A 13,527-nucleotide genomic window follows, 5' to 3' on the forward strand; every position below is an offset into this window, starting at 1 on the left:
TTCAGCGCCGGATCGGCGGGTCCTCGCTGGGCCCGTAGGCGCGCAGTTGCGGTGGGAGGCCGTCGGGGCGGCGCCACCACACGTCGAGGCCGCAGGCGCCGAGGGCGACGGGCAGGGCCTGGCGGACGGCCTCTTCGACGGCGGCGCGCAGGTTCCAGGCGGCGTGGCCGGTGGCGGCGGCCGCGAGGCGGCGGGAGGGGTTCCAGCCGAGGTCGGCGATGCCGGTGGTGTCGTCGCCGGGGTCCAGGGGAGGGCACGGGCGCAGCGTGATGCCCGGGTCGCCGGGGTGGGTGGCGACGGGCAGGCCGGCGAGGGCGGCGCTGTGGCGGACAGCGGTGATGACGTCGGGCCGGATACCAGGGGCGATGGGCGCGGGCCCAGAGGGACGCGGGCCGGGCAGACCGGTGAGTTCGCGGGGGAGGGGCTCGGCGGCGGTGACCCGGACCTCCCAGAGGTGGAAGGCCCGGTCGGCGGTGGTGCCGAGGAGGGGGAGGAGCACGGTCAGGGTGTGCTGGACGGCGTTGACGACGAGCTGCTGGGCGGCGTGGGCGGGTTGCTTGTGCTGCTCGGTGGCGGCCGCGTGCGCGAGGCGCCGGGAGGGGAGCCAGTGCAGGGCGATCAGGCCGTGGCAGTCGTCGTTGTCGTCGAGGGGTTCGGCCGGACGTAAGTGGACGCCCGGGCCGTGACCGCCGTGGGCGATGGGCAGGCCGGCCAGGTGCAGGGCGTCCATCACGTGGTCGGCCAGCACCGGGTCGAGCCGGCCCCGGCTGGCGGTCGGGGCGGTCGTGGACGGGGGAGTGGTCACCGGCGCAGGCCCTGCGCGGCGTCCTGGTGGTCGGCGCGCTGGCGGGCGGTGGCCTGGGCGGGGATGGACCCGAGGGCGAGGACCTCGTCTCGGATGCCGTAGGTGATGCGGTAGACCAGGGCCTGGGTCGCGGCGTCAAGCCAGTCCGCGGTGTCCTCCCGGGGTGGCATCGGGCCCAGCGCGGTCGTGAACCAGACCGGAAGGAGGTCGGTGCCGATGATGGCGGCGCTGATGCGGGCGCGGGCGATCCCGGCGAGACGCTGCTCGGCGGCCTCGCCGGCGGCAGCGGCCTCATCCAGGGTCTGATCGAGGGATTCGTCGCGGTCGAGCACGTTGCGCGCCATGTCAGCAGCGCTCTTCAGCCGTCCGACCTGGGCTGCCGTGCCACGCACCTTCGTGCTGGCCAGGCGATAGGCGGTGGCCGCCTTCGTGAAGGGGACGCTGCCGTGGGCGGCGGTGGCGAGGGTGGAAGCGGCCGCCAGAACAGCGGTACGAGCCTCCTCCAGGGCGGTGGTCGCCTCGTTGAAAGCGACCACGCTGCGGGTGTGGCGGGCGCGCTCCGCAGCGGGCAGCAGCTGAGCTTCAGCCGCCCGGCCGGCAGCGATCCTCTTCACCAGCTGATCGATCTCATTGTCAGTGGCGTCCAGATCAACTGCCGACCCGCCAGCTGCGGTCCGCACGCGGCGTTCCAGCCAGGCGACCCGCTGGCCGAGGTCCTCGACCGCTGTCCGCAGGTCCGTGATGTCGCTGTCGGTCGTGTCGGCACGCTCCTCCAGTTCCTCGGTCTCGCTGCGCCGCTGGCTCAGGTCGTACTCGACGGTGTCCAGGCGGCGGCTGGTGCCGGAGGTCTGTTCGTCGAGGTCTTCGCGCAGGCGCCGGACGTCGGACTCCACGTCGTCGACCGAGCGGTCGAGGCGCTGGACCCGGCGCTCCAGGTCTCCGCCGTAGGGGGTGGTCACTTCGTGCTCCTTGGCTCGTCAGGCAGTCCGGTGAGGAAGGCGGCGCCGGCGCAGGCGAGGGCGGCGGTGAGCCACCAGGCGCTCAGCAGGCCGATGGCCACGGCGCTCAGCACGAGGGCGCAGGCGGCGAGGAACACGGCGCTGGTGCGGTGGCGCAGGTGCGGGCGGCCTTTGGGCAGGGGCTTGGCCTTCCACCCGGTGCCCAGGGCCGCGAGCAGGACGGGCAGCAGGAGGAGGAGCCAGCCCCAGGCCACCCAGCCGGGGATCACGGCGGCGCCGGTGAGCGCGGCGACGGCGGCCGTGCCCCGGGAGGTCCACAGCACGAACAGCTGGGTGGTGCGGCGGGCCGGTTCCTCGCGCAGGCCGGGCACCTGCGCGGCGTAGGCGAGGAGGCTGTCGGCGGCGGCCAGCAGCTCGTCGAACGCGGCTTGGCGGCCGGCGGCGCCGGGTTGCAGCGCGGCCGCGGTGGCGTGGCGCCGTCCGACGTCCCTCTGCAGCTGTGCGAACCGTTCGGAGACCTTGTCCACCCGTGCCCCTCCATCTCTCGAAACAGCTCCTGCCGCTCCGCCACAGACGGTATCTATGGGCACTGACAGTCCGTCACCAATTCCGGAAAGTGACCGCCCGCCCCGGTGTCGGCGCGCGGGCGCCGCAGCAGAGGAGAACCGCTGATGGAGAACACCGCGCAGGCCGGGATCGACCGGCAGGTGGCGCTGCTGCTCGCCGAGACCATGAACTCGGTGCTCAAGGGTGGTCCGCTGCGCCTTCCCGAGGGGGTGGAGTTCACCGGCGCGGTCCAGGACCGCTTCCTTGGCATGGTCCTGGGCGCCGTGCGCGGCCTGTCCCCCGACTACGAGGACGCGCTGCGTCGCGAGCTGCACGACAAGGGCGTGTACGCGCCGCCGTGCCTGGACTTCGCTCCCGCCGGCGACCCGGGCGCTGGGCGTCCGGTGGTGGGGGAGGGCTTCCACTCCCTCCACCCGGAGGTGGGCGGCTGGAGTATGGAGCGGTGGCAGCTGGCGGTGCCCGGCGACGGGGACGACGAACTCGGTCAGTTCGCCGCCTCGGCTCTCCAGCAGCACCTGCTCGGCGCGTCGGACTGCGGCGTCGGACTGGACCGGCTGCGCGCCTCGACGGTCACGATGCACTTCTTCCAGCAGACCGGCTTCGACGACGACCTCGGGGCGGAGAGCTTCCAGGGAGTGCTCTACGTCTCCGCCGTCGGCTGGGTCGCGGTCGACTGCCCGGACCCCGAGGACGACCAGGGCGAGATCCCCGAGGCGCAGGTGTGGACGTCGCCGTCCCTGGCCGGCCTGGTCGCGGCCGTCGGCGACCGCCCGTCCGGGCTGCGCCCGGGCCCCGAGGGCGCGGGCGACGACGAGTTCGGGTGCCGCTGGATCAGCGACTACCTGCGCGGCGCGCTGGAGGTGTGGCCCGGTCTCGGGCAGGACGGTGGAGCCCGCTGACGGGCTCCGGGGACGAAGCGGGCTCCGCGTAGCCCCGGGCCCGGGACAGCCGGTGGGCGTCTCGGCGGGGTTCTGCTCTGCGGCTCGGTGTGGTCTGCGTCATGGTCTCACTGCCCAGTGCTGGGCAGCGCGCGGCAGGCGGACGCGGCACGATCTGGGTTCCACCGACTCGGGAGGACTGACCATGGCCATGACGCTCCGCCAGCTCACCACCTGTTCCTCACCTGCGACCCATGTCCTTGAACGCCGAAGCCAGCGCCGCGACCGTACGTACGACTACGTCCTGCACACGTGCGTCCGCCACCGCTGGCTGGCCGACAACTGGAAGGGCAGCCGCAGGGTGGTGGAGGAGGGGGAGCTGCGCTGCGGGGTGCTGTTCGAGTACCGGGGCTATGCGGAGGTGCTGCGGTCGCACAGCTGGGAGTGGGTCTGCCGCCTGACGCTCAACGACCTGGAGGACGACCACCAGGGCGACGTCGTCGGGTGGTTGCGGGCGGCGTTCGCCGAGCTGTCCGCAGCAGGGCGGTCGGCGCACGACGGGGTACGGGTTGCGCTCGGCCACGCGGTCCTGGCGGCCACGGTGGAGCAGGACCCGAAGGTCGCCGAGGCTGCGGTGCTCAACGCTCTGGCGGTGGCGGAGACGGCCGAGGCGGCGGCGCGGGGCGCCTGAAGGCCGGCAGCGGGGGGAGCACCGACCGCCCGGGCGAGAGCTTCACACCGCTCGGGCGGTCGGCATCTGACAGAAGCATGCAACGGTTTGAGCGTATGTGACCGGTGGTGTGCGTGTTGCGGGCGGCGGCCTTCGTAGATATGAGGACAAGCCGCATTTCTGCCCGAATCGGCTCCCACTCTGCGCGCGCAGCGGGTTACTGTCCGCACAAACGAAAAGGGCCCCGGGGTGAAGGTTGGTCGCCAGGCCGCCGGGGTCCCTACTCGCTAACCGTCCGAACCGAACCCCCTGGAGGAGCCATGCGGCTGCCTGCCCTGGGCCGGTCCCGGCGTGCCTGTACACGCCGGATCGGTCCGCTCGACGCTACCATCCCCGTCCGGCCCGTTGGCCAAACGCGGCAGGGCCCGTGGAGGGGCGTTGACCTGTCGGTCAATCAGCAGATTTTCGCCTTCGTGGCGCTGGTGGTGCTCGTGATTTGGGTCATCGAGGTGCCGGGCGGGCAGTGCGGTCGTGATGTGGTCCGCCTGGTCTCCGTCCTGATGTGGGCCCTCACCAGCGGATACCGGCCCGGGAGGAGGCCGCGGACCCGTCGGAGGGTCTAGCGGCGGCGCGGCGCGGCAGGGCTGGGGCTTTGCCCCGGTGTTGTCGCGCTGCGCGGATTTCCCCTCGGCGGACGGGCGACCAACCGCCGAGGACCTCTCCTCTTTCCGCTCACGGTCCCCGGGGTCCCCGGGGGCCGGCCTTCGGCACGGAGCCTCTCGTGACCCAGATCCTGCGCTGCCTGTGGTGCCGGCGCCGCTTCACCCGCCCCCAGCGCCGGGGCCGCACCCCGTCCTACTGCCGCGCGCGTTGCCAGCAGCAGGCTGATCGGGCCCGCAAGGTCGCACCGACTGACCGGACCGTCGACGACCTCGTCAGCGCCCTGGCGCGCGACCACCTCGCGCTCGCCCGCCAGCTCGCCCAGAGCGCGGCCGCAGTCGCTGCCGCGCAGCCCGGCGAGGACGTCCAGGCCGTCCTCGGGCTCATCGCCGAGGCGGAGGAGGACCTGGAGGACCTGCGGGCACACGTCGTACTCCAGGCTCGTGCCCGCAAGCTGCCCTGGGCGGCGATCGGTCAGCTGACCGGGCGGTCCGCCGACACGGCACGCCGGCGCTGGGACGAGACCTACGCCGCCCGACGCCGCGTCCAGCGCAAGGCCCGCAGCCAGCGCGCGCAGCCGGTGACCGGGGCGATAGCCGGCCCCGCCGCGCACACCGGGGCCGCGAAGGCGGCCTCGGCCTCGCCCGCAAGCCCCGCGACGGCGGGCCGTCAGAACCCGGGAGACGGGCAGGTGCCGGCCGTCCCGCTGCCTTCTGCTGCGCCGGAGGATCCCGCCGAGTCGCTGTCGTCGGTGGCCGCAGCCAAGCTCGCGAGCGCGCTGTCGTTCCTGCACCGGCGGTCGGGACGCTCCTCGCGCGAGCTGGCTGCTGCTGCCGGGGTGTCGGCCTCCATGGTCTCCCGGGTGTTCGTCGGCGACCGGATCCCCTCCTGGCCGGTCGCCTACGCCCTGGTCGAGGCCTCGGGCGGCCGCCCGGCCGAGATCCGCCCGCTGTGGGACGCCGCCCGCGGCATCCTGCCCGAGCGGCCGTTCGACGCGACGCCGATCGTCGAGGCCGAGTACGTGGGGGCCTTCGTCGCTGCCGTGCGCGGTCACCACCTGGCCGCCTTCGCCCCCGACCCGCTGACGATCAGCGACTCCTCCCGGGGCCGCGTCAGCCCGGAGGCCGCGACCGATCTGCTCTCCGGTGCCCGCGTGCCGGACTGGCCGACGGTCGAGGCTGTCCTGGAGGTCCTGCGCGCCGACCCGGCCTTCGTCCTGCCGCTGTGGGAGCGCGTCCAGCTGGCCCGCCACCGCCACACCTACATCAACGACTACGACGGACCGCCCGCCGAGGCCTTCGGCTGACCGGGAGAGACGCATGTCCCCCTCCTCCACCACGCCCCGCCGCCGACACGACCCGGCGCTGGGTGTCACCACCCTGCTGGAGTCCCACTTCCACCACTACCTCGACTACGCCGGGCTGCTCCTGCCGCCCGAGGACGTCCCGTCGGCTGTCCGCACCGCCGCCGCGGAGGTCGCGGCCTGCTGGCAGAGCGTCCTGGCCGCCCCCGACGCGGCAGCCGCCGCCTGGCGGCTGGTCCGTGCCGCCCTGGTCGGCCGTGCCGGGCCCCGCGCCCTGGCCCCGGTGGCCCACCTGACCACGGACCAGCAGGACGTGGTGCTGATGCGCCACGCACTGGGCTGGAGCGACGCGACCATCATCACGGTGACGGGCGCCGGCCGGTGCGCGCTCGCGGCCGCTGCCCGGTCGGTCGCCAGGATCGCAGCGGAACGGTCTTAGGGGGAGACACCGTGACGGTCCCGGCGGGCCTGGCCGCCGCCGGGTTGTGGCCGCCGTCCCGGGATTCGCGGGACAGCCCCGGACGGGCCCGGGCGGAGGGATTGCGCAGCACCGCCCGCCTGCGCAATGGCGGCATGCGCAGAAACGATCATGCGCAATGGCGCCTTGCGCAGGCTCCCGCCGACGTTGCGCAGCAGGGCGGCAGGACCGCGTTTCCGCTGGTCAGGCGCGTGCAATGGTTGCGCAATGGCGGTTCTGGGGCCGGTGCCGCCGTCCGGCCGGCCGGCCCTCCTGCGCAGGGCGTAGCGGTCCGGGTGCCGGAGGCGGTGGGCCGCGGCTTCACCCTCGGTGGGGACCGCGGCGCCCGGGCGGATATGGCGAAGCGGCCGGGATCCGGCAGCGGGCCCGCGTCTGGCCGGGGAAGGACCTGCGGGAGTCCCGTCTCCTGGTGAACCGAGCGGGCCCGGTTGACCAGCAGAGGGGTCGAGCGTCTTATCGGGCGCGGGTCGGGCGGTGTTGGCGGTTGGCCAGTAGTGCCCTGCTGCGACAGCGGCCGACGGTGCCCACCCGGAACAGCAGCTGCTGGCCTGGGGCCGGCGTCGCTGTCCAGGAGGGCCGGCTCGCCGCGTACGCGCTCGCCGGGGCGGCATTGGAGCGCGGAGCAGTCCGGCCGCAGTCGACGGCACGCTGCTCCTGGGCGTGCGGCCTGTCCGACGGCACGCACCCCAAGGACTGGCTGTCGCCTACCGAAAAGCCCAGGTCACAGCGGGTGGTGAACGCATCACAGGGCAGGTGTGTTCGTACGATAGAGATCGTGAGTGAACACGAGAACGGCACCCCCGAAGACCTGGCCCGGCAGCGCTTGGAGGTGGTCGAGGTTCAGCGCAAGTGGTACGCAGCGGAGGCCGCGTGGACCGAGGACTCCACGGACCGCGGGCTGTACGAGGCGTTCATCCGCGTAGGCCTGGAGTTGCACGCGCACCCCTACTGGGCTGCAGCGGGCGGGAACCGATTCGAGGCGGAGCGGGACGTTCGGGAAGCAGCCAGGAGCGACGCGTAGCAGCACGTTGCCGCAGTGCAGCCCGAGGACCAACCCGGGTAGGGCTTGGGCCAGGCCTGGACGCGGCTACCTGCGCGGCGCGCTGGCGGTGTGGCCCCGCTTCGGGGCGCGGACCCGGAACGTGCCGACGTCGGACACGGGGGTGGGCGCAGCCCGGCGGGCCGGGTCAGCCGAGGGCGGCGAGGAAGCCGAGGGGCCGGGCGCCGTCGAGGGCGGGCAGGGCCATCGGCGGGTGGTCGGGCATGGGAGCTCCTCCAGGTCGGGTGGGCACCAACGGTAGTCACGTGGTGTGACATAGCGGGCGGTTTGCGCTACCCGGCGGGACCGGGGACGTGCTTGTGCTAGGCGACAGGAGGGCCGTCCGGGCTGGGGGAGAAGTGCCGGCGCCCCGGCGGACGGAGGGGGAACGCCGGCTTCGGGCGGTCGCGAAGACGACCGAGACTTGCCATCGATGCTGACTTCATGGTATCCATTGTTATGTCACACTGGGTGGCTGTCGTTAAACGGAGGAGGGCATCGTGATCAGCATCGGACGCAAGGTCATCGACCGCGAAGGCGTGGCCGCCCTGGCCGGCAAGGCCGTCGGGACGCTCCGCAACGCCGGCTGCTTCAAGGAGCTGACCGTGCTGGCCGGCCGCGGCCCCGGCTCCAAGGAGCTCTACGACCTGGAGCAGGCCCGCGTCGCCGCCGCCAACGCCCGCCGGCCCAAAGGCGAGAGCCCCGCGCCGATCCCGGCCCTGACCGACCTCGGCGCTCTCGGCGCGGACGAGCTGCGCGCCCTGGCCCGCGAGGTCCTCATCGAGGAGGCCAAGGACGGCGCCGAGACCGACCTGACGGTCGAGGCCCTGGACAGCCTGGACGAGCAGGAGCTGCGGACGTGGGTACGCGGCCGCGAGCTGCTCACCCTGGAAGAGGCCCGGATGGCGCTGCCGGAGGAGCGCCGGCCGACGAAGAGCACGATGGAGTCCTACTTCCACGGCAGCAAGGCCACCCGGCTCCCCGAGCCGGACGCCGAGTTCTACGGCGTCGCCTTCTGGCGCCGGGCGACGATCGAGCGCTGGAACGCCGAGGGGCGGCGCCCCGCCCACGGCATCAAGGGCCACGGCCGTCCGGCCGGCACCGGCGCCGCCTCCTCCGCGCCCGAGCAGCCCGCGGCAACCGGCCAGTGCGCACAGGCCGAGGCAGCGGACGTTGAAGCGGCGCCGCAGCCGGCCGAGGAGGCGCCCCGCACCTCCGCCCCGGTCCCGGCCGCCGTCACCAGTCCGGCCCCAGTCGACGGCTGCTCCATGCCGCCAGCGGGCGAGCCCGGCGCCGGCATCGCGGACCTGCCCGCACCCCGCAGTCGGCCGCACCCCAAGGCCGGGCTGATCTGCGACCTGCTTCTCCAGGGCCACACCAACGCCGAGATCCGGCGGCGCACCGGTGCCGACCTCCAGGCCATCGCCAGGCTGAGGACGCGGTGCGGCGTCGGGCCGGCCGCGGCCCCCGCACGGCGCCACCCGAAGGAGGCCGAGATCCGGGCGATGCTGAAGACCCACAGCACCCTCGGGATCAGCAGGGCGCTGGGGGTGGACAAGGCGGCCGTCGCCCGGATCCGCAAGGACGCCGGCATCACCTGGGCGCAGCCCCAGAAGTGGGGGACCGTCACGAAGAAGTGGCTCGACAACCTGGTCCCCGTCGACGGCGGCCACGTGCAATGGAACGGGCCGCGGGCGGGAAGGTCCGGCACTCCGGTGCTGCGGTTCCGCGAGCGGCCGTTCAGCCCGGGCGCGCTCTCCTTCCGCTGGGCCACCGGGCGCGACCCAGTCGGCCAGGCCTTCGCCGAGTGCGGGTTCCGGCACTGCATGGCCCCGGACCACGTCGACGACGAGACCGGACGCGCGAAGGTGCGCGAGCAGGTCCGCCATCTGAGCGGCGGGACCGCCCGCCCTGCTCGGTGCCGGCACGGCCACGACCAGGGCGAGCACGGGCGCTACGGGCCGGACGGCGTCGCCTACTGCGAGGCGTGCAAGCGCGCCGCCCGCCACGCCCGGAAGTCGTGATCGGCTGCGGCGGCCGGCTGGGTGGGATTCTCCGTGAAGCCCACCCAGCGCTCCCTCGGGACCTGGCCGTCGGGAACCCTGCTCCGGGCCGGAGTGGTGTCTGCCTGGCCTGACAGACTCTCCGTCATGAACGAACAAGCGCTGCCGGGCCGTCAGGCCCGACGTGCCCTGGTCCATCCGTTCTCCCACGCCTCGGCCGCCGGTCCGTGAGCACCTGATGCAGGCCGGGCGCCTTGCTCAGCCCTTTAGCGTCAGGAGCGGGAGTTTCAGGACTTCCTCGCGGACACGTACGGCCAGTTCCTCCCCCGACGCCGGAGCGACGAGTCCGAGACAGCAGAGACCTACCGCCTGCTGGGCATCACGCTTCACACGATGCGCGCCGCCAGCACCTACTACGTCAGGGCCACATGGCCCGAGGGCTGGCACAAGGTGCGGACCAGTGAAACGGAATGGTGGTTCGAGCTGCGCGACGCCGACGGCGTCGCGATGGTGACCGGAGCGGTCATCGTCCGGCCCTCCGCTCAGTACTCCTCGGCGCACATGCGGCTGACCGACGCGGCCAGGAAGCTCGTCCGCCGCCGGTACCAGGCCATGTCCGCGTGGCAGCGCAACCTCCTCAAGGCAAAGGCCGACCCCTGGAGGGCGCGATTCCCGTCGATGCGCAAGGGCAAGCTGTTCGACTCCTACGAGCGCCAGCACCTGCCGATCGTCGTTGCCAGGCTGCGCGCCCTCGGCTGGGAGATCGGCGAGGAACTCCCGACCGGTGTCGAGATCCTCCTCACCGGCCAGGCGGCCGGGTGGGCGGAGGAGCGCGAGGCGGGAGACCGGTTCTGGGTGATGCCCAGCGACGGCGGGCCGGGCCTGGCGTACGGCGTCGCCGCCGGTGACGAGTACCCGTGGTGCCAGTGGGACACGCAAACGACGTGGGGCAGTTCGGACGACGCCCTAGCCGGCGCCAGCGCCATTGCGACCGAGATCGACCAGGTCCTCCGCCGCGGCCTGCCCGACGGCCTCATGACGTGGGCCGTGCTGGGCCACGAACCGGCAGAGCGCCCCAAGCGCGAACCGGCCCCCCGCCCGGTGGAAGCCGCCGAGGATGAGGCTCCCATCCGGGACTCGCTCACCCTCTGGGACCAGCCGCTCGTCAATCCGCGGCGCGTCGGGTGGAAGCACCGGCGGGTGCTGGAGAGTCACCCGAACCTGCCGCCGCCGACTGGCGCACTGCCCCGATGGGAGCGGCGCGTGCCGTTCCTCACGGGGCAGTACGACCGGGGCTTGTGGGAGATCGCCCGCTTCTTCCGGGATGGCTACTTCCTTCCGCGGGTCCTCTCCGAGGAGCACCAGAAGCTCCTACGCCGCGCCCGCGCCGCAGCCCGCGCCATCGAGGACGCGCCCAGCGGCATCACGGACGAACTCCTCCGCCGTGTCCGCCATTCCGAACCGCCGAGCCGCAACAGCTTCCTCCTCGAAGAGCGTCTTCTGTGGCTCGCCTATGAGCTGGAAGCGGCTGGCGCAGACCCCGATCTCGACGTCTCGGTCGACTGCTTGCTTCTTATCGGCATCCTGGAAGCCTGCGCGGCCGAGTCCTTCGACTTGGCCCTGCGACAGGCCGAAACGGTCGAGATCGCGGTCACACCGGAGCTGCACCTGTGGAACTATCGCGCCGCCGTGCCCAGTGAGAAGCTGGGCGTGCAGTCCGCGTCGAGGGTGGAGCGCGTCGTCTGCGACTGCGGTAGCGCGGGCCGATGGCTGCTGATCTTCATCGGGGAGCACGGCGCGATCGGCTGCACCTGCGGCCGGCTGCGCTGGGCGGACCGCCTCGACCGTGAGGCCATCGAGAAGGCGGACCCCGGCAAGTTCGCGCGCTTCTACCCGCCCTTCGACCTCGACGCCATTGCCGGCGAGTTCGGGTATGGCCCTTTCCGCCACAACTGGTAGCAGCAGCGTCCTCCGTGCACACCCCCGTGAACAAGGAGGAATCCGTAGTGACGATGGACCGTGCTGCCGGACACGTTCGGCTCCGAGCTGGTCGCGCTGGGCCAGCTCAGCGCCGCCGCAGACGGCATGCTCCGGTGGGGGCGTCCCCGCGACCGCCGTCGAGGCCGCCGGCCATCTGTCTTCCTGTCCTCTCGCCCCGGATACCGGCCACGGTCGGTGGGGTGGGCTTCCCCGGAACCTCACCCCACCGTGCGGTGCGGGTGCTGCCGGGACACCCTGCTCCCGGCCCGTAGCCGGCGCTCGCCCTGGGAGACTCTTCGTCATGAATGAACAAGAGCTGCCGGGCCGTCAGGCCCGACGCCCCCTGGCCCAGCCGTTCTCCCACGCCGCAGCCGCGGCCGACCAGCCGATCGGTGAGCGCCTGATGCCGGCCGAGCGCCTGGCCCAGCCCTTCACCATCACGGCCGCCGAGGCCGCGGACCCGGACCGGCCGCCGGGCCGCCGGAAGCTCGGGCCGGGCGGTCTCGCAGCGCAACGCAGCTGACACCCGACCCCGCTGGCCCAGGCGCGGGCACACCTAAGTCCCCTCGGGACGGACAGGAGAAACGCCACCGTGAACGAGCCCCGCCACCGCCTCCCCGAACTGCTCCACGCCGCAGCCGGCTTCCTCGACCGCCTCGACGGTGTCGCCGGCCTTCGGGCCGGCCTCCACCCCCGGCAGGCGGAAGGAGTGCGCCTGCTGGTGCGCACCGGCCTCCCCTACACCGACGAGGTCGGCCCGCTCGACCGCATCGCCGCGGCCCTCAACGCACCGGTCGACCACGAACGCGTCGGCTGCGGGGGCCACGCCCGGGTCCGGGGAGTCTGGGACGGCATGCCCGTCTACGCCAGCCACCTCTACTTCGACGAACCCGACTCCCAGGCGCCGTGCACCCAGCAGGCGGCCGAGCTCGGCCGCCGGGTGCGCGCCCTCATCCCCTGGAGCGCGCGGGCCTGGGCCCGGCAGGCGGAGAGCGTCCACGTCTACGACGAGGCCGGGACGCCGTGCGTGCGCGTGGTCCTGCGCTCCGAGGGGCTGCTGGACCAGGCGCTGGCCGGGCTCCTCGATGAGACGGGCTCCCTCCAGTACCGGCACGCCCGCGAGCACGACTTCGTGGCGCACGGCTCGGTGCTGCTGGAGGACGGGACCGTCGTCACCACGTCCGTCATCACGCCGTAGCCAGCCGGCACCGACCCCGACCTGGAGTTCCCCCGTGACCACCCCGAACGCCCGGCCGACGGTCCCCCTCCGGGAGCGCGCTGTGGTGGACCCCATGAGGGTCCCGAGCGCCTACCAGCAGGTATTGGACCGCCACCCGGTACCACCGTTGGCGGCCAGCCTCGTTGGGCCGCCCCAGGAGCGGGGGCTCTGGGAGATTGCCTACCAGTACCGGGACATGTACGTGGTGCCCGCGACCTTGACCGAGACGAATCAGGGGCTGCTCCTGCGGGCCCGGGCCGCGGCCCGGGTGCTGGAGCACGCGCCGGACAGCGTCCGCTACGAACTTCACCGCGACAAGGCGCTGGGGGGCAGCACCTTCGAGCTAAACATGCTGATCTACCAGCTGGCCCGGACGCTGAGCACGATCGGCGACAGCCCGGTGTTCGACGTCCAGGCCGGGTGCTGGCCCTTCCTCAGCACGCTGGAGCAGCGCGCTGCCCAGAGCTTCGACCTGGCGATCCGCGCGGCCGAGACGATCGCGGTGATCGTGGTGTCCAAGCTGTTCGTCCACCAGGTGGAGGTACCGGCCCAGCTCCCGCTGCCTCCGCGCGAGTCGTGGCCGCAGGTCAGCGAGCGCCTGACCTGCGACTGCGGCAAGGAGACGTGGCTGGTCCTGCTCGTGGACGATCACGCGGCGATCGGGTGCGTCTGCGGCCGGCTCCGATGGGAGCCCCGCATCACGCGCGAGCCCATCGAGGAGCAGTTCCCGGGCATCCTCGTCACGGTCCCGGCAGCGGCCTTCGACCTCGACGCCCTCGCCGCTGCCCACGGGTTCGGCCCCTTCCGCCACCACTGGTGACCCCACCGCCCGGCCGCATCCCCCGCCCCACGGGGAGCTCGGAGGCCCGGACCGCGCGGGGCGGGGGCCCCCGCCCCCCCCGCCCGCACCCGCGGGGGGGCGGGTTCGGGGGGGCCCGCCCGGCGGGGGGCCCGCGGGGCCCGACC

At 73.4% G+C, this 13,527-nt stretch carries 13 protein-coding genes; 10 read left to right on the plus strand and 3 right to left on the minus strand.

All coding sequences use genetic code 11. The annotated features are described in order from the left end of the window. Window position 1 precedes the first annotated feature (1 nt). From ACGF12_RS22835 to ACGF12_RS22845, 3 genes are read right to left on the minus strand one after another with little or no spacing between them, the layout of a single operon-like run. The gene (locus ACGF12_RS22835; protein WP_393032978.1) at window positions 2–805 is read right to left on the minus strand and encodes a hypothetical protein; all 804 of its coding nucleotides are present in this window, start codon (window positions 803–805) and stop codon (window positions 2–4) included. After that, entirely contained in the window at window positions 802–1,764 is a 963-nt protein-coding gene (locus tag ACGF12_RS22840) for a hypothetical protein (protein ID WP_393032981.1), read from the minus strand. Before ACGF12_RS22840 ends, ACGF12_RS22835 begins: the two co-directional genes overlap by 4 nt. Next, window positions 1,761–2,291, minus strand: a complete 531-nt coding sequence (locus tag ACGF12_RS22845) for a hypothetical protein (protein ID WP_393032984.1) — start codon at window positions 2,289–2,291, stop codon at window positions 1,761–1,763. Before ACGF12_RS22845 ends, ACGF12_RS22840 begins: the two co-directional genes overlap by 4 nt. A 144-nt stretch (window positions 2,292–2,435) precedes the next feature. Here ACGF12_RS22845 and ACGF12_RS22850 point away from each other — a divergent pair, with 144 nt between their 5' ends. From ACGF12_RS22850 to ACGF12_RS22895, 10 genes are all read left to right on the plus strand, one after another. Then, on the plus strand, window positions 2,436–3,230 hold the full coding sequence (locus ACGF12_RS22850; protein ID WP_393032987.1) for a hypothetical protein: 795 nt from the start codon (window positions 2,436–2,438) through the stop codon (window positions 3,228–3,230). A 184-nt stretch (window positions 3,231–3,414) separates the two neighbouring features. Further along, on the plus strand, window positions 3,415–3,900 hold the full coding sequence (locus tag ACGF12_RS22855) for a hypothetical protein (protein ID WP_393032990.1): 486 nt from the start codon (window positions 3,415–3,417) through the stop codon (window positions 3,898–3,900). Window positions 3,901–4,660: 760 nt separating this feature from the next. Further along, window positions 4,661–5,845: a helix-turn-helix domain-containing protein gene (locus ACGF12_RS22860; RefSeq protein WP_393032993.1), complete on the plus strand. Its 1,185-nt coding sequence runs from the start codon at window positions 4,661–4,663 to the stop codon at window positions 5,843–5,845. A gap of 13 nt (window positions 5,846–5,858) precedes the next feature. Then, on the plus strand, window positions 5,859–6,281 hold the full coding sequence (locus ACGF12_RS22865; RefSeq protein WP_393032996.1) for a hypothetical protein: 423 nt from the start codon (window positions 5,859–5,861) through the stop codon (window positions 6,279–6,281). Window positions 6,282–7,095: 814 nt separating this feature from the next. Further along, entirely contained in the window at window positions 7,096–7,341 is a 246-nt protein-coding gene (locus tag ACGF12_RS22870; RefSeq protein WP_393032999.1) for a hypothetical protein, read from the plus strand. Between the two features lie 518 nt (window positions 7,342–7,859). After that, complete coding sequence (locus ACGF12_RS22875; RefSeq protein ID WP_393033002.1) at window positions 7,860–9,383, plus strand: hypothetical protein; 1,524 nt, start codon at window positions 7,860–7,862, stop codon at window positions 9,381–9,383. A gap of 372 nt (window positions 9,384–9,755) precedes the next feature. Further along, a complete protein-coding gene (locus ACGF12_RS22880; protein ID WP_393033005.1) occupies window positions 9,756–11,321 on the plus strand; it encodes a hypothetical protein in 1,566 nt (521 codons plus the stop codon). Between the two features lie 322 nt (window positions 11,322–11,643). Beyond that, window positions 11,644–11,865 carry a hypothetical protein gene (locus ACGF12_RS22885; RefSeq protein ID WP_393033008.1) on the plus strand — a complete coding sequence of 74 codons (222 nt, stop codon included), beginning with the start codon at window positions 11,644–11,646 and terminating at the stop codon, window positions 11,863–11,865. A gap of 69 nt (window positions 11,866–11,934) precedes the next feature. After that, entirely contained in the window at window positions 11,935–12,540 is a 606-nt protein-coding gene (locus ACGF12_RS22890) for a hypothetical protein (RefSeq protein ID WP_393033011.1), read from the plus strand. A gap of 94 nt (window positions 12,541–12,634) precedes the next feature. Then, window positions 12,635–13,381 (plus strand): hypothetical protein, encoded by a 747-nt coding sequence (locus ACGF12_RS22895; RefSeq protein WP_393033014.1) that lies wholly within the window; start codon window positions 12,635–12,637, stop codon window positions 13,379–13,381. Window positions 13,382–13,527: the final 146 nt, after the last annotated feature.

Origin of the sequence: Kitasatospora sp. NPDC048296, assembly GCF_043201815.1 — a bacterium.
Taxonomy (GTDB): Bacteria; Actinomycetota; Actinomycetes; order Streptomycetales; family Streptomycetaceae; genus Kitasatospora.

Bases quoted from the DNA above. Each gene is read 5' to 3' on its own strand.
- ACGF12_RS22850 (WP_393032987.1), top strand. From the start codon at position 2,436: ATGGAGAACACCGCGCAGGCCGGGATCGACCGGCAGGTGGCGCTGCTG.
- ACGF12_RS22855 (WP_393032990.1), top strand. From the start codon at position 3,415: ATGGCCATGACGCTCCGCCAGCTCACCACCTGTTCCTCACCTGCGACC.
- ACGF12_RS22865 (WP_393032996.1), top strand. From the start codon at position 5,859: ATGTCCCCCTCCTCCACCACGCCCCGCCGCCGACACGACCCGGCGCTG.
- ACGF12_RS22880 (WP_393033005.1), top strand. From the start codon at position 9,756: ATGCGCGCCGCCAGCACCTACTACGTCAGGGCCACATGGCCCGAGGGC.
- ACGF12_RS22885 (WP_393033008.1), top strand. From the start codon at position 11,644: ATGAATGAACAAGAGCTGCCGGGCCGTCAGGCCCGACGCCCCCTGGCC.
- ACGF12_RS22895 (WP_393033014.1), top strand. From the start codon at position 12,635: ATGAGGGTCCCGAGCGCCTACCAGCAGGTATTGGACCGCCACCCGGTA.